The organism is Billgrantia campisalis (assembly GCF_022341425.1).
In the GTDB taxonomy this organism is placed as follows: Bacteria; Pseudomonadota; Gammaproteobacteria; order Pseudomonadales; family Halomonadaceae; genus Halomonas; species Halomonas campisalis.
The window spans coordinates 275600-294722 of record NZ_JABFUC010000001.1; the positions used below are offsets into that span (position 1 = coordinate 275600).

General features: G+C 67.8%; 17 protein-coding genes. 10 read left to right on the forward strand and 7 right to left on the reverse strand.

Features of this window, described 5'->3' with window-relative positions:
- The first annotated feature begins 30 nt into the window (after window positions 1–30).
- Window positions 31–1434: a bifunctional DedA family/phosphatase PAP2 family protein gene (locus HOP52_RS01185; RefSeq protein ID WP_238975126.1), complete on the forward strand. Its 1404-nt coding sequence runs from the start codon at window positions 31–33 to the stop codon at window positions 1432–1434.
- 129 nt (window positions 1435–1563) lie between these two features.
- Here HOP52_RS01185 and HOP52_RS01190 read toward each other — a convergent pair whose 3' ends face one another.
- Window positions 1564–2202, reverse strand: a complete 639-nt coding sequence (locus HOP52_RS01190; protein WP_238975128.1) for a flavin prenyltransferase UbiX — start codon at window positions 2200–2202, stop codon at window positions 1564–1566.
- Window positions 2195–3586 (reverse strand): UDP-N-acetylmuramate:L-alanyl-gamma-D-glutamyl-meso-diaminopimelate ligase, encoded by a 1392-nt coding sequence (gene mpl / locus HOP52_RS01195; protein ID WP_238975130.1) that lies wholly within the window; start codon window positions 3584–3586, stop codon window positions 2195–2197. The genes HOP52_RS01190 and mpl overlap by 8 nt, the downstream gene beginning before the upstream one ends.
- A 193-nt stretch (window positions 3587–3779) precedes the next feature.
- Between mpl and HOP52_RS01200 the strand changes: the two genes are divergently transcribed.
- A complete protein-coding gene (locus HOP52_RS01200) occupies window positions 3780–5039 on the forward strand; it encodes a 6-phosphofructokinase (RefSeq protein ID WP_238975132.1) in 1260 nt (419 codons plus the stop codon).
- A gap of 5 nt (window positions 5040–5044) precedes the next feature.
- Here the strand turns inward: HOP52_RS01200 and HOP52_RS01205 are convergent, their stop codons facing one another.
- Entirely contained in the window at window positions 5045–6772 is a 1728-nt protein-coding gene (locus HOP52_RS01205; protein WP_238975134.1) for a bifunctional protein-serine/threonine kinase/phosphatase, read from the reverse strand.
- A 246-nt stretch (window positions 6773–7018) separates the two neighbouring features.
- Here HOP52_RS01205 and ppa point away from each other — a divergent pair, with 246 nt between their 5' ends.
- The 8 genes from ppa to purH all read left to right on the forward strand — a co-directional run bounded on the left by ppa (window position 7019) and on the right by purH (window position 15827).
- Window positions 7019–7549 carry an inorganic diphosphatase gene (gene ppa / locus HOP52_RS01210; RefSeq protein WP_238975136.1) on the forward strand — a complete coding sequence of 177 codons (531 nt, stop codon included), beginning with the start codon at window positions 7019–7021 and terminating at the stop codon, window positions 7547–7549.
- Between the two features lie 238 nt (window positions 7550–7787).
- Window positions 7788–9632, forward strand: a complete 1845-nt coding sequence (gene dsbD, locus HOP52_RS01215; protein WP_238975138.1) for a protein-disulfide reductase DsbD — start codon at window positions 7788–7790, stop codon at window positions 9630–9632.
- A 244-nt stretch (window positions 9633–9876) separates the two neighbouring features.
- Complete coding sequence (accB, locus tag HOP52_RS01220) at window positions 9877–10338, forward strand: acetyl-CoA carboxylase biotin carboxyl carrier protein (RefSeq protein WP_238975140.1); 462 nt, start codon at window positions 9877–9879, stop codon at window positions 10336–10338.
- A 29-nt stretch (window positions 10339–10367) separates the two neighbouring features.
- A complete protein-coding gene (gene accC / locus HOP52_RS01225; protein ID WP_238975142.1) occupies window positions 10368–11711 on the forward strand; it encodes an acetyl-CoA carboxylase biotin carboxylase subunit in 1344 nt (447 codons plus the stop codon).
- Between the two features lie 86 nt (window positions 11712–11797).
- Window positions 11798–12712, forward strand: coding sequence for a 50S ribosomal protein L11 methyltransferase (prmA, locus tag HOP52_RS01230; protein ID WP_238975144.1), 915 nt, complete (start codon window positions 11798–11800; stop codon window positions 12710–12712).
- Between the two features lie 76 nt (window positions 12713–12788).
- Entirely contained in the window at window positions 12789–13844 is a 1056-nt protein-coding gene (gene dusB, locus HOP52_RS01235) for a tRNA dihydrouridine synthase DusB (RefSeq protein WP_238975146.1), read from the forward strand.
- Complete coding sequence (gene fis, locus HOP52_RS01240) at window positions 13841–14182, forward strand: DNA-binding transcriptional regulator Fis (protein WP_238975148.1); 342 nt, start codon at window positions 13841–13843, stop codon at window positions 14180–14182. The genes dusB and fis overlap by 4 nt, the downstream gene beginning before the upstream one ends.
- Window positions 14183–14243: 61 nt before the next feature.
- A complete protein-coding gene (gene purH / locus HOP52_RS01245; protein WP_238975150.1) occupies window positions 14244–15827 on the forward strand; it encodes a bifunctional phosphoribosylaminoimidazolecarboxamide formyltransferase/IMP cyclohydrolase in 1584 nt (527 codons plus the stop codon).
- A gap of 236 nt (window positions 15828–16063) precedes the next feature.
- On the opposite strand, the gene HOP52_RS01250 is transcribed toward purH, so the two are convergent.
- The 4 genes from HOP52_RS01250 to folE all read right to left on the reverse strand — a co-directional run bounded on the left by HOP52_RS01250 (window position 16064) and on the right by folE (window position 19060).
- Complete coding sequence (locus tag HOP52_RS01250) at window positions 16064–17521, reverse strand: NAD-dependent succinate-semialdehyde dehydrogenase (RefSeq protein WP_238975152.1); 1458 nt, start codon at window positions 17519–17521, stop codon at window positions 16064–16066.
- Window positions 17522–17581: 60 nt separating this feature from the next.
- On the reverse strand, window positions 17582–17902 hold the full coding sequence (locus tag HOP52_RS01255; RefSeq protein WP_238975155.1) for a hypothetical protein: 321 nt from the start codon (window positions 17900–17902) through the stop codon (window positions 17582–17584).
- 112 nt (window positions 17903–18014) lie between these two features.
- On the reverse strand, window positions 18015–18425 hold the full coding sequence (folX, locus tag HOP52_RS01260; RefSeq protein WP_238975158.1) for a dihydroneopterin triphosphate 2'-epimerase: 411 nt from the start codon (window positions 18423–18425) through the stop codon (window positions 18015–18017).
- A gap of 77 nt (window positions 18426–18502) precedes the next feature.
- Complete coding sequence (gene folE / locus HOP52_RS01265; protein ID WP_238975160.1) at window positions 18503–19060, reverse strand: GTP cyclohydrolase I FolE; 558 nt, start codon at window positions 19058–19060, stop codon at window positions 18503–18505.
- Window positions 19061–19123 lie beyond the last annotated feature (63 nt).

The window sequence follows — 19123 nt, forward strand, 5'->3', positions numbered from 1 at the left end:
ATTTCCCTCGTCAGCCCAAGGAGCCGACGCTTGAGCCTGACCGACACCCTCTACCAGCTCACCCCCTCCCCCGGCGTGCTGCTGCTGATCATCGGCATCATCGCGCTGCTCGAGTCGCTGGCCGTGGTCGGCCTGCTGATTCCGGGCGTGGTGCTGATCACCGCGGCGGCCTCCCTGGCCGGCCACCAGGACCTGGCCATTCCCGCCGTGCTGCTGGCCGCCTTTGCGGGCGCGGTGATCGGTGATGGCCTGAGCTTCGCGCTGGGCTACACCCAGCGCGAGCGGGTGCCGCAGCTATGGCCGTTCCGGCAACACCCAGAGTGGCTGGCCCGAGGCGCCCGCTTCTTCCAGCGCTACGGCAGCCTATCGGTGTTCTTCGGTCGCTTCGTCGGTCCGGTGCGACCGGTGATCCCGCTGATCGCCGGCATGCTGCAGATGTCGCCGCGGGCCTTCACCTGGGCCAACGTCGCCTCGGCGCTACTGTGGGCGCCGGCCTATGTGCTGCCGGGCTATCTGCTGGGCCAGACCTGGCAGCAGTTGCTCGACCTGCCCCCCGGCCTCGAAGTCTGGCTGATCGGCCTGGGACTGCTGGTGATCGCCCTGGCGCTGGCCTTCTCCTGGCTGCGCTACCAGGTGACCCGCGCCGGCGCCACCTACCGCGGCCTGGCCCGGCTGGCCGGCCGCCATCCCGCCACCCGGCGCCTGTGGCTGGCGATGAGCCGAGGCGAGCGTAGCGAGGTGCCGCTGGCCTCCTGGCTGCTGCTGATCGTGGCGCTGGCGACGCTGTCCGGCTTGACGATCGCGGTGATTCGCCAGGATGGACCCTTCGCGATGGACCTGGTGGTCACCGGCCTGTTCGCCGAGCTGTCGGCCGGCTGGCTCGAGGCCATCGCCCAGGCGCTGGCACGAATCGGCGATACCTACGGCATTCTGGCGCTGATCCTGCCCTGGGCGCTGTGGCTGCTGGCCAGGCGTCGCCTGGACGCCCTCCTGCATCTCGGCGCGGGGCTGGGGGGCATCGCCCTGCTCAACACGCTGGGCAAGGCGCTGATCGGCCGCCCGCGCCCCGACACCCCGGACTACCTGACCGGCTCGCTGGCCTACCCCAGTGCCCACGCCTCCACGGCCGTGGTGCTCTACGGGCTGGCCGCCGCCTTTATCGCCCAGGAGCTCCCCCACCGTCAGCGCTTCTGGGCCTACTGGGCGGCCATCGCGGCGGCACTGCCCATGGCCCTGTCGCGCCTGGTGCTCGGCGTGCACTGGTTCAGCGATCTGATCGGCGGTGCGCTGCTCGGCCTGGTGGTCTGCGCCCTGGTGCGCCTGGCCTGGCTGCGCCGGGCGCGACCCAACCTGGCCCCCTGCCCCTGGGCGCCGCTGGCCGCCGCCTCGCTGGTGCTGGTCGCCGCCCGGGTGGCCTGGCTACCGCCTGTATAGGCACGAGGTACGAGGTACGAGGTACGAGGTACGAGGTACGAGGTACGAGGTACGAGGTACGAAGCCCTTGCGCCTTGTCTCTCCCGGGGGTTCCTCGCCCCTCGCCCCTCGCCCCCTCGCTCCTAGGCCCTACCCTTCCCCCCAGCGCGGCATCAGGCGGTGCTCGATGCCCAGCTGGTTGAGGATGCGCGCCACGATAAAGTCGACCAGATCCTCGACGCGACGGGGCCGGTGGTAGAAGCCCGGCGCGGCGGGCAGGATCACCGCGCCCAGCCGGCTCAGCGCCAGCATGTGCTCCAGGTGGATTGCCGAAAGCGGCGTCTCACGGGGCACCAGGATCAGCCGGCGGCGCTCCTTGAGCGCCACGTCGGCGGCCCGCTCGATCAGGTTGTTGCTGGCCCCGGTCGCCACCGCCGAGAGGGTACCGGTGGAGCAGGGGCAGATGACCATCGCCGAGGGCGCCCCGGAGCCGGAGGCCACCGGGGCCATCCAGTCCTCGCGCCCGAAGCAGCGGATCTGCCCCGGGGCGGCACCGCTGCGCTCGGCGAGCGCCTCGGCCAGGCGCTCGGGGCGCGCCGGCAGCGCGGCGTCGGTTTCGGTGGCCATCACCAGATGCGCGGCCTTGGAGATCATCACCCACACCTCATGGTCGGCCACCACCAGCGCCTTGATAAGGCGCAGGCCGTACTGGGCGCCCGAGGCACCGGTCAGCGCCACGGTGACCGGCTCGCGCCAGGCGGCAGGGGCTTGGTGCCGGCGATCAGCCATGGGCCACCTCCAGGGCGGCAATCAGCTTCTCATGGATGCCACCGAAGCTGCCGTTGGACATCACCACAATGCGATCGCCGGGCCGCGCCTCGGCGACCAGCGCCGCCACCAGGGCCTCCAGGTCCTCGATGAGCCGCGCCGGCACCGGACTCGCCTCGACCACCTGGGCAAGCGACCAGTCAAGCTCCGACGGCTGATACCAGAAGGCCGCATCGGCGGCGGCGACGCTCTCGGCCAGACGCGCGCTCAGGGTACCCAGACGCATGGTATTGGAGCGCGGCTCGATGACCGCCAGCAGCCGGCCCCGGGCGGTGGCCGCCCGCAGTCCCGAGAGGATCGCGGCGATCGCCGTGGGGTGATGGGCGAAGTCGTCGATCACCTGGATGCCGTTGATCTCACCGCGAACCTCCTGACGCCGGCGGGGGGTCTCGAAGCGTGCCAGGGCCGCACAGCCCCGCGCCAGGTCGACGCCGCAGAGATCCGCCGCCGCCAGCGCCGCCAGGGCGTTGCGCGCGTTGTAGCTGCCGGTCAGCGGCCAGTCGACCACGGCGTCCTCGTCGATGCGTTCATCGCCCTGCCCCTGCTGGTGAATCACCCGGAAGCGACTGGCGTCCTCGCGCTCCAGTTCGAACCGCCAGGGACTGGTCGGCTCGCTGCCGAAGCGCACCACCGGCGTCCAGCAGCCCTGGTCGAGCACCCGCGCCAGCGCCGGCTCGCCATCGGCCACCAGCAGCCTCCCCTTGCCCGGCACGGTGCGCACCAGGTGGTGGAACTGCCGCTCGATGGCGGCAAGGTCGGGGAAGATATCGGCATGGTCGAACTCGAGATTGCCGAGCACGGCGATCTCGGGGCGGTAGTGAACGAACTTGGAGCGCTTGTCGAAGAAGGCGGTGTCGTACTCGTCGGCCTCCACCACGAAGGGGGCCCCCTCGGCGCCGAGCCGCGCCGAGACACCGAAGTTGCGCGGCACCCCGCCGATCAGGAAACCCGGCGAGAGCCCGGCGGATTCGAGCAGCCAGGCGATAAGGCTCGCCGTGGTGGTCTTGCCGTGGGTGCCGGCGACGGCGATCACCCGCCGCCCGGGCAGCACCTGCTCGGCCAGCCACTGGGGGCCGGAGACATAGGCGAGCCCCTGGTCGAGCACCGCCTCTACCTCGGGGTTGCCGCGGGAGAGCGCATTGCCGATCACCACCAGGTCCGGGCGCGGGCTCAGGTTCTCGGCAGCATAGCCTTCGCACAGCGCGATGCCGGCCGCCTCGAGCTGGGTGCTCATGGGCGGGTAGACGCCCGCATCCGAGCCGCTGACCGTGAAGCCCCGCTCACGCGCCAGCAGCGCCAGGCTGCCCATGAAAGTGCCGCAGATACCGAGTATGTGAAGGTGCATGCCGTCCGACCTTGTCGCCAGGGAAGCTGGCGGGCCGTCGCCCGCCGTGGAAGGAAGCGGCAGACTAGCACGGCCGGGCAAGCCCCCTCCACTTGGGTGCAGGGTGCAGCGCTTTCGGCTAGACTATGGCGCCGTTTCACCGACCGTGAAAACCGCCCATTCCCCTGCACGCGACCCGGAGCAAGCAAGCCCCATGGCCCAGCATAACGCCTTCTATGCCCAGTCTGGCGGTGTCACCGCCGTGATCAATGCCAGCGCCTGCGGCGTGATCGAGGCCTGCCACCGACATTCCGACCGCATCGGCAAGGTCTATGCCGGACACAACGGCATCATCGGCGCCCTGACCGAGGATCTGATCGATGTCAGCCAGGAGTCCGAGGCGACCATCGCCGCCCTGCGCCACACCCCCGGCGGCGCCTTCGGCTCCTGTCGCTACAAGCTCAAGGACATCGAGACCCACCGTACCCAGTATGAGCGGTTGATCGAGGTGTTCCGCGCCCATGATATCCGCTACTTCTTCTATAACGGTGGCGGCGACAGCGCCGACACCTGCCTCAAGGTCTCGCAGCTCTCCGAGAAGCTGGGCTACCCGCTGACTGCCATTCACGTGCCCAAGACCGTCGACAATGACCTGCCGATCACCGACAACTCGCCGGGCTTTGGCAGCGTGGCCAAGTACATCGCCACCTCCACCCTGGAGGCGTCGCTGGACATCGCCTCCATGTGCGCCACCTCCACCAAGGTCTTCGTGCTGGAGGTGATGGGCCGCCACGCCGGCTGGATCGCCGCCGCCGGGGCACTCGCCGGCCAGGGCGAGGGCGAGCCGCCCCACCTGGTGATCTTCCCCGAGGTGGCCTTCAACCGCGAGGCGGTGATGGCCCGGGTCGAGGAAGCGGTCACGCAGTACGGCTACTGCGTCATCGTGGTATCGGAGGGCGCCCGCTACGAGGACGGCACCTTCCTGGCCGACTCCGGCAACACCGACGCCTTCGGCCACCGCCAGTTGGGCGGCGTGGCCCCGACGCTGGCCGGCATGGTCAAGCAGGACCTGGGCTACAAGTACCACTGGGCGGTGGCCGACTACCTGCAGCGCGCCGCCCGTCATCTGGCCTCCAAGACCGACGTCGACCAGGCCTACGCCGTGGGCGAGAAGGCGGTGGAGCTGGCGATCGCCGGCAAGAACGCCATGATGCCGGCGATCAAGCGCGTCAGCGACAGCCCCTATGAATGGACCATCGAGGCCGCTCCCCTGGCCGAGGTCGCCAACCGCGAGAAGTTCATGCCCCGCGAGTTCATTCGCGAGGACGGCTTCGGCATCACCGAGGCGTGCCGCCAGTACCTCTCGCCGCTGATCCAGGGCGAGGATTACCCGCCGTTCGAGAACGGACTCCCCAAGGTGGCCCGACTCGCCAAGCGGCGCGTCGAACGCAAGCTGCCAGAATTCAAGATTTAACGGGGCTATCTCAGCAACCAGGACAGCACCAGCAACAGCAGCAGGATCCCGGCCACGCCCTGCCAGAAGTTGGCCGGCTCCCGCAGCCGCCGCGCGCCGCCGGGCGGGTCCGCCTTCTGGCCGTCGTGATAGCGCAGCGCGTAGAGCAGCTCCGACATGCGCCGGAAGCGCAGCGAGCGCTGCGGGTCCAGGGCCCGACGCAGGGTGTCATCCAGCGACGGCGTCACCTCGGGGTTGAGGGTGCGCGCACTGCGGTAGCTCAGCTGCTCCAGATCGGTATGGCTGCGCAGCCGATTGGGCGTCAGGGCATAGGGCAGCTCCCCGGTCAGCAGCCAGTAGATGGTCGAGGCGAGCGAATACTGGTCGCTGCGTCGCCCCACGCTATCATCCAGCGCATACTCCGGCGCACTGTGCTCGCTGAGCCCCACCTGGCGCGCCAGCTCACGGGAGCGCCGATGGCCGTCCACGTCGCGCATATGGCAGGCGCTGAAATCGGTCAGCACCACTTGGCCGTGGGCGTCGATCAGCACGTTGTCGGGGTGGATGCGCTGGTGCAGCAGGTCCCGGTGGTGCAGCGCCTGCACCGCTTTGCCCAGCTGGACGGCGATATCCAGGCGTTGGGCCAGGTTTGCCTGGGGGTGCCGCCGCGCCCAGTCAGTGAGGGTCTCCCCCTCGACGTAGACCATCAGGTAGTAGAGGTAGCGACGCGGCCGCGAGGGCTCCATGACCCGCGCCACGAAGGGCGACTTGACCCGCTCCACCACCCACTGCTGAAGCAGGAAGTGCTCGAGATAGGCATTGCGGTTGGAGAGCTCGGGACTCGGCGCCTTCATCACCATTTCGCGCTCGGTACGGGTATCGCGAACGCGATAGACACGCGACTGGGCGGTGCGCGACAGCACCTCCTGGATCTCCAGCCCGTCGATGCGCTCCCCCGGCGAGAGCTCGGGGGGAATCGGCAGGTCACCGTAGATACGCCCGGGATGGTCATGCTCGGCCTCGGGCAGCTGGTCGATGCGCACCAGTTGGAAGCAGAACTGGTCCGCCCCGTAGCCGCGGGACTGGGCGCGCTCCCGCGCCGCCTGGGCAAGGCGCTCACAGGCCGCATCCAGGTCACTGGCATCCTGGCGAATCAGCTGCACATAGTCCGACGGCATCAGCGTCCCGCGCACCGCCTGGGTGGTAAACAGGAAGAGATCGCCCTGCTTGAGGGGCAGGTGCAGATAGTCGATGTCGATGCTGCCGTCGAGTCCCAGCGCCCGCGAAGGGTAGCGGTAGCCGCCCAGGTCGGTGATGTGGTCCCGGGAGAGCTGCTCGAACTCGGCGCCGCGCAGGCGAAACACCAGGGTATCGCCCATATGAAAGAGGTGGGCGTCATGGCCGCGGTAGACCATGGCCGACAGCGCGGCAACGTAGCTGCCGTTCTCGACGAAGTGGCTCTGGCTGTAGCACCAGCCGTTGAGCGAACGCAGCACGCGGGTCGCCGAGGTCTTGACGTCCCAGTGGTCCGGAGTCGAGAAGTAGTCGGCGAGAAAGCCGCGCACGCTGAGGTCGCCGGCCTGCTTGGCGATGGCGTTGCGCGAGCTGGTATCGCTGATCAGCGCGCAGGCGCCCTTGGCCGCCAACTGAGTGCCGTCATCGGGAATCCGCACCGACATGGAGCTGCGGTGGTGACGCCGGTCGGGTGCCACGAAGGCCTGACCAACGCTCAATGCCAGCTGGGAAGATGCCAAGACACGCTCCTTATGATTCCGCGGATTACCCCGCCCGCCGCAGCGCGGCCGGGCGCTCCCTCGCGCGGGCCATGATACACCCTTGGCGCGCGCCCAGCCTGTCAACCAAAGCCGCAGCCGCCCCTCACCTATCGCCGCTCACCTTTCACCCCTCACCTATGTCGCATTGGTAATCCCCAGGCCGGCTCCGTATAATTCTGGCCAATTTCCGGCCCACTCCCCTTTCGCCAACCGAAGGAAGCGACCATGAACTTCGACAAGATTCCCGCCGGCCAGGATCTGCCCAACGATGTCTATGTGGCGATCGAAATTCCCGCCAACCACTCGCCGATCAAGTACGAGATCGACAAGGACATGGGCACGCTGCTGGTCGACCGTTTCCTGGCCACGCCGATGTTCTACCCGGCCAACTACGGCTTCATCCCCCACACCCTGGCCGACGACGGCGATCCCCTGGACGCCCTGGTGGTCACCCCCTGCCCGGTACAGGCCGGCGCCATCATTCGCGCGCGTCCGGTAGGCATCCTCAACATGACCGATGAGGCCGGTGAGGACGCCAAGCTGGTCTGCGTGCCCTACGCCAAGCTGTCCAGCCTCTACGACGACGTCCACGAGATCACCGACCTGCCCGAGCTGCTGCGCCAGCAGATCGCCCACTTCTTCGAGAACTACAAGGATCTCGAGAAGGGCAAGTGGGTCAAGGTCGAATCCTGGGAGGGCGCCGAGGCGGCCCGCAAGGCCATCGAGAAGGCGGTCGCCGCCTACGAGAAGGCCTGAAGCACCGCACCCCCTGATAAACGCATCGCAAGACTGGCCGCCCCCGGGCGGCCAGTTTGCGTTGATGCCATGGCCGCTGACCGCCGGCGCGACAAAGCCGCGCACCCAGGGCACCGGGTGATCAACAGCGCCCTGCTTCTGGGGTATCCTTGAAAGCAACGTCCTCGTGCGCCACCCGCCGCTGAACTCGACCCGCCTCCGGGGGTCACAGGGGCGCACCGGTTCTGCTTCGAAAAGGATGACCGTCTTGACCGCTCGCCATCTCGCCCGCCTCTGCGCCCTGCTGCTGATTCTGCTGCCCCTGGCCGCTCACGCCCAGTGGTTCTCCTCCTCGAGCAACCAGAGCCAGTTCCTGCCGGTCATGGAGGCCTTCCAGCCAAGCGCCTGGCATGACGGCGACACCCTCTACATCGGCTTCGAGAACGCCGAGGGCTACTACCTCTATCGCCATCGCCTCGACGTGGAGGGCCTCGATGGCGAACTGGCGCTGGGCGAGCCGAGCATCCCGCCGGGTGAATTCAAGTCCGACGAGTTCCTGGGCGACGTCTACGTCTTCTACGACCGGGTGGTCTTCGAGGCGCCCATCGACAGCGGCGCCGCAGGCCCGCTGGACATCCGGGTCAGCTTCCAGGGCTGCGCCGATGCCGGACTCTGCTACCCGCCCGAACAGGTCGACCTGCAGGCCCCGGAGGGCGCCATGCCGGCGGCCTTCGTCGGTTGGCGCGACTCGGGCGACGGTGGCGAAGCGGGCGCCGCTGCCCCTCTGGCCCCGCAGAGCGAAGACGGCCGCTTCAACACCCTGATCCGCGAGGCCAGCCTGCCGCTGGCGCTGGGGCTGTTCTTTCTGGCCGGGTTGGGGCTGACCTTCACGCCCTGCGTGCTGCCGATGGTGCCGATTCTCTCCTCGATCATCGTCGGCCAGAATCCCAGCCGACCGCGCGCCTTCGTGCTCTCGCTCAGCTATGTGGCCGGCATGGCCCTGACCTACGCGGCCGTGGGGGTCCTGATGGGCCTGTTCGGCGCCGGGCTGAACCTGCAGGCCCACCTGCAGTCGCCGCCAGTGCTGATCGTCTTCGCCGTGCTCTTCGTGCTCTTCGCACTGGCCATGTTCGGCACCTTCAACCTGCAGCTCTCGCCGCGCCTGGCCGGGCGCGTGGACGCCTGGCAGGCCCGCGCCCAGCAGAGCGGGCCGGCTGGCCTGGCCCTGGCCGGCGCCCTCTCGGTGCTGGTGGTCTCACCCTGCGTCTCGGCGCCGCTGGCCGGCGCGCTGGTGTTCATCTCCACCACCGGGGACGCGGTGATGGGCGGCAGCGCCCTGCTGGCCCTGGGGCTGGGCATGGGCGTACCGCTGGTGCTGGTCGGCACCTACGGCACCACCGCCCTACCGCGCACCGGCGCCTGGATGAACGGCGTCAAGATCGCCTTCGGCATCCTGATGCTGGGCGTGGCAATCTGGCTGGTCGAGCGCCTGGTACCGGCACCGGTGGCGCTGCTGCTGTGGGCGGCACTGGCCATCGCTAGCGCCCTCGCGCTGGGTGCGCTGACGCTGAACCTGCCCCAGGGCTGGCCGCGGGTTCGTCAGGCCGCCGGCCTGCTACTGCTGGCCTGGGGTATCGCTCTGGTGATCGGCGCCGCCCGGGGCGCCCACGACCCGCTGCGCCCGCTCGCTCCCCCCCTCGCCCAGCAGGGCGGCGCGGAAAGCGTCGAGATCACCACCGTGACCCAGCTCGAGGAGCTGGAAACCGCGCTGCTCGCCAGCCGCGACCAGGACCGCCCCGCCTTCGTCCACTTCACTGCCGACTGGTGCATCTCCTGCAAGCAGATGGAGCGCAACGTCTACCCGGCCCCCGGCGTGGCCGAGCCGCTCTCCGAGTTCGCCCGCATCAATGTGGACGTGACCCAGAGCAACGCGGCGACCCGCGAGCTGCTCGACCACTTCGGGCTGTTCGGGCCACCCAGCCTGATGTTCTTCGAGGGCGACGAAGAGATTCGCGAGGCGCGCATTCAGGGAGAAGTGCGTGCCAGCGAATTTGCCGGCCATCTCACCGGCGTGCTCGACTGGCTGAACGACCGTCGCAGCTGAGCCGGCCCTTCAGCCGGCCCTCCCCGACCTCCGCCTGCCCCGCCATGGACGTTCGCCGGGTGTCCTCGAACAGCGTTCCCGGACCGCTGGACATAGCCGGCGATTTTAGGCAAACTCCGCCAACAGCGCGTATTAAAGGCCGATAGCGTCGGCAATGTTCACCATCTTGCCGGTATCTATCGCAATCAAAGCCGGGTTAACAGCACCCGGCGGCCGCCATCTACCCACCGATCGAGACACAGTCATGGATATCCGCAAGGTCAAGAAACTGATCGAGCTGCTAGAAGAATCCAACATCAGTGAAATCGAGATTCAGGAAGGCGAGGAGTCGGTGCGTATCAGCCGTCACCCCAACGGCGCCGGCTGGCAGCAGCCGCCGATGCCGCAGCCCCTGGCCATGGCCCAGCCCGCCGCGGCCGCTCCCAGTGCCCCGGCCCGCGAGCCGGCCGAAGAGGCACCCGCCGCCCACCAGGGGCATGCGGTCACCTCGCCGATGGTCGGCACCTTCTATCGCAGCCCCGCGCCCGGCTCCAAGCCGTTCGTGGAGGTGGGCTCCAGCGTCAAGAAGGGGGACACCATCTGCATCATCGAAGCCATGAAGATGATGAACCAGATCGAAGCCGATCGCGACGGCGTGATCGAGGCGATCCTGGTCGAGGACGGTGAGCCGGTCGAGTTCGACCAGCCGATGCTCGTCATCTCCTGATCTTTCCACTGATACTGGCGGACCCCATCATGCTGGACAAGGTTCTCATTGCCAATCGCGGCGAGATCGCCCTGCGCATCCTGCGCGCCTGCAAGGAACTGGGCATCAAGACGGTCGCGGTCCACTCCAAGGCCGACCGCGAGCTGATGCACGTGCGCCTGGCCGACGAGGCCGTGTGCATCGGGCCGGCACCCTCGGCCCAGTCCTACCTCAACATTCCGGCGCTGATCAGCGCCGCCGAAGTCACCGATTCCAGTGCCATCCATCCCGGCTACGGCTTTCTCTCCGAGAACGCCAACTTCGCCGAGCAGGTCGAGCGCTCTGGCTTCACCTTCATCGGCCCCCGCGCTGAGACCATCCGTCTGATGGGCGACAAGGTCAGCGCCATCGAGTCGATGAAAAAGGCCGGCGTGCCCACGGTGCCCGGTTCCGACGGCCCGCTGCCCGAGGATGACGAGGGCGAGATCGTCGCCATCGCCAAGCGCATCGGCTACCCGGTGATCATCAAGGCCGCCGCCGGCGGCGGCGGGCGCGGCATGCGGGTGGTGCACACCGAGGCCCACCTGCTCTCGGCGGTCACCGTGACCCGTACCGAGGCCCACTCGGCCTTCGGCGACGGCACCGTCTACATGGAGAAGTTCCTCGAGAACCCGCGCCACGTGGAGGTCCAGGTGCTGGCCGACGGTCAGGGCAACGCCATCCATCTCTATGACCGCGACTGCTCGCTGCAGCGCCGCCACCAGAAGGTGATCGAGGAGGCGCCAGCGCCGGGCATCGACCCCGCCGCCCGCGCCGAGGTGCTCGAGGCGTGCCGCCAGGCCTGCCTGACCATCAACTACCGGGGGGCCGGCACCTTCGAGTTCCTCTACGAAGATGGCCAGTTCTTCTTCATCGAGATGAACACCCGCGTCCAGGTGGAGCATCCGGTCACCGAGATGGTCACCGGCGTGGATATCGTCCGCGAACAGCTGCGCATTGCCTCTGGCCTGCCGCTGTCGGTCAGCCAGGACGAGGTAAAGCTCAACGGCCACTCCTTCGAGTGCCGGATCAACGCCGAGGATTCCCGCACCTTCATGCCCTCGCCGGGCAAGGTCACGCTCTACCACCCGCCGGGCGGGCTGGGCGTGCGCATGGACTCCCATCTCTACACCGGCTATACGGTGCCGCCCCACTACGACTCGCTGATCGGCAAGCTGATCACCTGGGGCGCCGACCGCGAGACCGCCCTGACGCGCATGCGCAACGCCTTGGACGAGCTGCTGGTGGAAGGCATCAAGACCAACACCGACCTGCACAAGGACCTGGTGCGCGACGGCTATTTCCGGCAGGGTGGCGTCAATATCCACTACCTGGAGAAGAAGCTGGCCTCCTGAGCCGCTGAGACACTGCACCCGAACGGGGCGGCCAAGGCCGCCCCGCTTGCGTTGTTCCCCCACCGTTGTCCCTATGCGAGGCCCCCATGCCCTGGCTGCAACTCAAGGCCCATATCGCCCCCGAGCAGGCCGAGATCCTGGAAGAGCTGCTGATGGCTGAAGGCGCCACCGCCATCACCCTGCAGGATGCCCATGACGAACCGGTCTTCGAGCCGGAGCGCGGCACCACCCCGTTGTGGAACGAGACGGTGCTCACCGGCCTCTATGACGACCTGACGGGCGTCGAGGCGATGCTCGAACGACTCGCCGCCGCCTGGGCCGAGACCATGCCCGGCGAGCCCTGCCCCGAGATCGACTACGAGCTGCTCGCCGACCGCGACTGGGAGCGGGAGTGGATGGAGGATTTCCAGCCGCTGCGGATGGGCGAGCGACTGTGGATCGTCCCCAGCTGGCACCGACCTCCCGACCCCGAGGCGGTGAACCTGCACCTGGACCCGGGGCTTGCCTTCGGCACCGGCACCCACCCCACCACGGCACTCTGCCTGGCCTGGCTCGACGACCTGGCGGTAAAGGGTGAGCTGGCCGAGCGCCGGGTGCTCGACGTAGGCTGCGGATCGGGGATCCTGGCCATTGCCGCCCTCCGGCTCGGCGCCAGCGTCGCCACGGGCACCGATATCGACCCCCAGGCGCTCACGGCGAGCCGTGACAACGCCGAGCGCAACACCATCAAACCGACCGCCCTGCGCCTGTGCTACCCCGAGCAACTCGACACCGACGGGTCCTTCCCGGTGGTGGTGGCCAATATCCTCGCCGGGCCACTGGTGGAGCTGGCGCCGATGATCGCCGGGCATGTCGCCCCAGGCGGGCGCCTGGCGCTCTCCGGTATTCTCGAGCCCCAGGCCGAGGCGGTGCTTGACGCCTACCGCGCCCAGGGGCTGATCATGGACGATCCCGTCGTCCGTGAGGGCTGGGTCCGCCTCAGCGGGCAGCGCCCGGCGTGAATCCACCCGGCCGGCGCCTTCACCATCACCCGGCAGAGGCGTATGATATGCAGCCTCCAAGCCAGCTGACCCGACCATGACCGCGACTCGCCCCCTGCCCCAGATCGGCCGCCACCGCCTGCGCAACCGGATGATCCTGGCGCCCATGGCCGGCGTGACCGACCGCCCCTTCCGGCAGCTCTGTCGCCGCCAGGGAGCCGGCCTGGTGGTGGGCGAGATGGTCACCTCGGACCCTGCGCTGTGGCATACCCGCAAGTCCCGGCAGCGCATGGACCATCGCGGCGAACCCGGCCCGCGGGCGGTGCAGATCGCCGGGGGCGATGCGACCATGCTGGCCGAGGCGGCGCGGCTCAACGCTGCCCACGGCGCCGAAATCATCGACATCAACATGGGCTGTCCGGCCAAGAAGGTCTGCAACAAGGCCGCCGGTTCCGCCCTGCTGCGCGACGAGGCGCTGGTGGGAGAGATCCTCGATGCCGTGGTCGCCGCCGTCGAGGTGCCGGTCACGCTGAAGATCCGCACTGGCTGGTGCGCCGAGAGCAACAACGGCGTGCGCATTGCGCGACTGGCCGAGGCGGCCGGTATCCAGGCACTGGCGGTGCACGGGCGCCACCGCCAGCAGCGCTTCGGCGGCACCGCGGAGTACGACACCATCGCCGCCATCAAGTCGGCGGTGAAGCTGCCGATATTTGCCAACGGCGATATCGACACCCCCCAGAAGGCCGCCTACGTTCTCGACTATACTGGTGCGGATGCCGTGATGATCGGCCGCGGCGCCCAAGGCAATCCCTGGATATTCCGCGAGATCGACCACTACCTTCGCCACGGTCAGCTGCTGCCCGCCCCCGACGATCGTGAGCGCTCCGAGGTGCTGCTGGGGCACCTGGAGGCGCTGCACGATTTCTACGGCATGCCGATGGGGGTGCGCATCGCACGCAAGCACCTCGGCTGGTACCTGGCCGCCGATCAGCGGCTTTCCTCCGACCGACAGCGTGAACTGCGAGGCATCTTCAACGGCCTCGAACACCCGGACGAGCAGTATCGTTTCGTCGACGAACTCTTTTCCCCCGGGGCAGGACCGGCAGCCTGCCGCTCCGGCTCCGGGGCAGCGAATGGAATCAGTGCCGCATGAACCGACACGTCTTCAATCCCAACCCCGACCTGTCGGGTCTCGACGCCGGCCCCTGCAGCGAGCTGGCCGACCCCGACGGCCCCGCATCCCTGGCCGCCACCCGGCCCGGCGAGCAACCCCTGCGCGAAGCCGTTGACGCCGCCATGCGACGCTACTTCGACCACCTGGACGGCGGCACGGCCACCGATCTCTACGCCATGGTCATGGCCGAAGTCGAAGCGCCGCTGCTGGCCGCCGTACTGGACTACACCCAGGGCAACCAGACCCGCGCCGCCGAGCTGCTCGGCCTCAACCGCGGCACCCTGCGCAAGAAGCTAAAGCAGCATGACCTGATCTGACCGTGGTCGCCCTTGCGCGGCCGCCACACCCCTTCCCGTCACCTTCAGCAAGAGTTCCACCATGGCCGATACTCCCTCACTCCAGCCGGTTCGCCGCGCCCTGATCAGCGTGTCCGACAAAACCGGCATCGTCGACTTTGCCCGCGGCCTTAGCGCGCACGGCGTCGAGCTGCTCTCCACCGGCGGCACCTTCCGCCTGCTCCAGGAGAACGGCGTCGCCGTCACCGAGGTTTCCGAGCATACCGGCTTCCCGGAGATCATGGACGGCCGTGTCAAAACCCTTCATCCGAAGATCCACGGCGGCATCCTCGGCCGCCGCGGCGAGGACGATGCGGTAATGGCCGAACACGATATCGCCCCCATCGACATGGTGGTGGTCAACCTCTATCCCTTCGCCCAGACCGTGGCCAAGCCCGACTGCTCCCTTACGGATGCGATCGAGAACATCGATATTGGCGGCCCCACCATGGTGCGCGCCTGCGCCAAGAACCACGCCTACACCACCATCGTGGTCAACGCCGGCGACTATGCCCGGGTCCTCGAGGAGATCGCCGAACACGCCGGCGCGGTGAGTGACGCCACCCGCTTCGACCTGGCGGTGAAGGCCTTCGAACACACCGCCGGCTATGACGCCGCCATCGCCGACTACCTGGGTCAACGCGTCGCCGGCGGCGAGGACGGCTTCCCGCGCACCTACAACCTGCAGTTCGAGAAGAAGCAGTCGATGCGCTACGGTGAGAACCCGCACCAGAGCGCGGCCTTCTACGTCGAATCCGGTGCCGCCGAAGCCAGCGTGGCCACCGCCACCCAGCTGCAGGGCAAAGCGCTGTCGTTCAACAATGTTGCCGACACCGACGCCGCCTTCGAGTGCGTCAAGGCCTTCACCGATACCGCCTGTGTGATCGTCAAGCACGCCAACCCCTGCGGCGTGGCAGTGGGCGCCAATGCCCGGGAAGCCTACGACAAGGCCTTCGCTACCGACCCCACCAGCGCCTTCGGCGGCATCATCGCCTTCAACGTGCCGCTTACTGCCGACACCGCTCGGGCGATCATCGAGCGCCAGTTCGTGGAGGTGATCATCGCCCCCGGAGTCGCCGAGGACGCCCTGTCGATCGTTGCCGAGAAGCCCAACGTGCGCCTGCTCGACGTGGGCGAGCACTGGCCCGGCAGCCGCGAGCACGCCCACGACTTCAAGCGCGTGACCGGCGGCCTGCTGGTGCAGGATCGTGACCTGGGCATGGTCGGGCGCGACGAGCTCACCGTGGTCAGCGAGCGGGTGCCCACCGAGCAGGAGATGCGCGACCTGGCCTTCGCCTGGAAGGTGGCCAAGTACGTCAAGTCCAACGCCATCGTCTACGCCAAGGGCGGCCAGACCATCGGCGTGGGGGCCGGCCAGATGAGCCGCGTCTACTCGGCGAAGATCGCCGGCATCAAGGCCGCCGACGAGGGCCTCCCGGTGCCTGGCTCAGTGATGGCCAGTGACGCCTTCTTCCCGTTCCGCGACGGCATCGACGCCGCGGCCGCGGCGGGCATCACCGCGGTGATCCAGCCCGGCGGCTCGATGCGCGACCAGGAGGTGATCGACGCCGCCAACGAAGCGGGTATCGCCATGGTGTTCACCGGCATGCGGCACTTTAGGCACTAACGCCTGCGGCGAGGCGCGAGGCGCGAGGCGCGAGGCGCGAGGCGCGAGGCGCGAGGATGATATGCCCTTAGCCTTGCCAACCAAGACAGATTCTTTGCACTAAACAAAGACCCCCACCGGGCCATAGGCCTCGGTGGGGTTTTTCGTTGCTGGAATCACGGCCCGTCAGCGAGCCCGCTTATCCCTCGAACCTCGAACCTAGAACCTCGTCCCTAGAACCTCGAACCTCGTCCCTCTTATCCCAGATCAATACAGAGGTACTTGGTCTCCAGGAACTCCTCTAGCCCCTGATGGCCGCCTTCGCGGCCGAGGCCAGAAGCCTTGACCCCGCCGAAGGGGGCGGCGGCGTTGGAGATCAGCCCGGTGTTGATGCCTACCATCCCGTACTCCAGGGCATCGGCAACGCGCCACACGCGAGCCAGGTCACGGGAATAGAAGTAGGCGGCCAGGCCGTATTCGGTGTCGTTGGCCAGTCGCACGGCGTCCTCCTCGTCTTCGAAAGGAAACACCGCCGCCAGTGGCCCGAAGGTCTCTTCCCGGGCGACCTTCATCTGGTCGTTGGCGAAGCTGATCAGCGTGGGGGTGAAATAGCTGCCGCCCAGCGGATGGGGGTGGCCCCCCAGCAGCAGCTCGGCCCCCTTGTCCACCGCATCCTGCACGTGCTCGCTGACCTTGGCCACCGCCTTCTCGTCGATCAACGGGCCGATATTGATACCCGCCTGGGTGCCGTCGCCTACCTTGAGCTCGCTGTTCATGGCCACCGCCAGCTTCTCGCAGAAGGCGTTGACCACGCTGCTCTGGACCAGGAAGCGGTTGGTGCACACGCAGGTCTGGCCGGCGTTACGAAACTTGGCGGCCATGGCGCCCTCCACCGCGGCATCCAGGTCGGCATCCTCGAAGACGATGAAGGGGGCGTTGCCGCCGAGCTCCAGGGAGATCTTCTGGATATGCCGCGAGGCGTTGGCCATCAGCTCCCGGCCCACCTCGGTGGAACCGGTAAAGGTGATCTTGCGAACCGCTGCCGATTCGGTCATGGCCGCGGCGATTTCGCTGGCCCGTCCGGGCACCACGTTGAACACGCCGCGGGGTACGCCCGCGCGCTCGGCCAGCAGCGCCAGCGCGGTGGCCGAAAACGGCGTCTGGCTGGCCGGCTTGACCACGATGGTACAGCCCGCGGCCAGCGCCGCACCGGCCTTGCGGGTGATCATCGCCGCCGGAAAGTTCCAGGGCGTGATGGCACCGACCACGCCCACCGGCTGCTTGGTCACCAGGATGCGCTGGTTGGCCTTGGCCGCCGGGATGGTCTCGCCGTAGATGCGCCGGGCCTGCTCGGCGAACCAGCGCAGGAAACTCGCCGCGTAGACGATCTCGCCGGCGGCCTCCTTGAGGGGCTTGCCCTGCTCATGGGTCATGATCATGGCCAGGTCGTCCTGATGCTCGAGCATCAGGTCGTGCCACTTCATCAGGATGTCGGCGCGCTCGAGTGCCGACAACGCCTTCCAGCCCGACAGGGCCAGTTCGGCGGCGGAGATGGCACGCTCGGTCTCGGCACGCCCCAGCCGCGGCACGTTGCCGAAGGACTCGCCGGTGGCGGGATTGATGACATCGATCTGTTCACCGCTGTCGGCGGCGACCCAGCTGCCGTCGATGTAGGCAAAGGGACAATAGAGCTGCGTTTCCTTGAGGGCTTCCATGGTCGTCTCCCGGCCGCTCGGCGGCCTAGTTGTCAGTTGGGCTGGGCATGGCGGATGGCATCACGTTTGGGCATCGGCAAGCTGGCCCGAAACCGGGTTGGCCCCGCCCCCCACTTGGGGCTGGGGCTGGACCATGGCCGTCAGTATGGCCAGTATCAGCGCCAGCGCGATGGCCAGCCAGCAGAATGCGCGACCGATATAGCGTTCGGGCATACGCCGAATCTGGCGCAGCCCCATCAGGGCGAAGATGGCCGCCGCGATGGTCACCGGCGGCAGGCTACCCTGTAGCAGCAGCGCAAAGAGCGCGGTAACGATCGCTGTCAGGGCCCAGGGGGAGTAGCGTCGACGCGATGACGCCTGCGGGGAACTGTCACTTTCCAACGACTGACTCTCTCTACGGCGGCGGTCACTGTCATCCCATGCTACGCCCAAAGCCGGCTGCGCTCAAAGCGCGGGCAGAGCGTAGCCGCCCCCTACCGACTCGAGGCGCCGATCAGCGGGGACGGCGTGGCTCGCGGGACGCCGAGAGCGTCACGGAGACGGAGTCGGCAAAGCGCAGCGCATGGGGCTTGTCGATCTCCACCTGGGCCGTCAGCACCTGCTCATGGGCCATGATCAGATCGAGCACCTCACGGGTCATGCGCTCGAGCAGCAGGAAGCGATGGTCTTCCACATGGGCAATCACCTGCTTGGTGATGGTGCGGTAGTTGAGCGCCTGCTCGATGTGATTGAAGGCGACGGCCTTGTCGGCCCGATAGCGGATCACCGCATTGATGACCACATCCTGGCGGTTGTTGATTTCCTCTTCCTTGATGCCGATATGGGTACGCAGACGCAGGTTCTTGATACGAATGGTGGCCAGATCATGATCGAAGTGCTGATCATCCAGGGCGTGCAGCGGCATGGTCGGGGCTCCAGAGTGATAGGAAGGGCCGGTGATCGCAGGCTACCCGATCCCTTTCCGGCCCGTCGTCGAAGTCGTCAACGCCCGTTGACCAGGGTCAGGAACTCCTGACGCGTCGGCTGGTTCTCGCGGAAGGCCCCCAGCATCACCGACGACGTCATGCTCGAGTTCTGCTTCTCCACGCCGCGCATCATCATGCACAGGTGGCGTGCCTCGATGACCACCGCCACGCCGCGCGCATCGGTGACCTGCAGCACCGCCTCGGCGATCTGGCGGGTCAGGTTCTCTTGGATCTGCATGCGGCGGGCGAACATGTCGACGATGCGCGCGAACTTGGAGAGCCCCAGCACCTTGCCGCTGGGCAGATAGGCGATATGGCACTTGCCGATGAAGGGCAGCAGGTGGTGCTCGCACATCGAGTAGAGCTCGATATCCTTGACCAGCACCATCTCGTCGGTCTCGGACTCGAAGACGGCACCGTTGATGATCTCCTCGAGGGTCTGGGAGTAGCCTCGGGTGAGAAACTGCATGGCCTTGGCCGCCCGCTTGGGGGTATCCATGAGGCCCTCGCGATCGGGGTCCTCTCCCAGCTCCAGGATGATCCTGCGGTAGTGGTTGGCGAGTTCTTCGGTCATGATCGGGCCCCGTGCCGGTCTCCATTAGGCGTCGCATCGGTGATGGAGCAGCCATCACTTAAT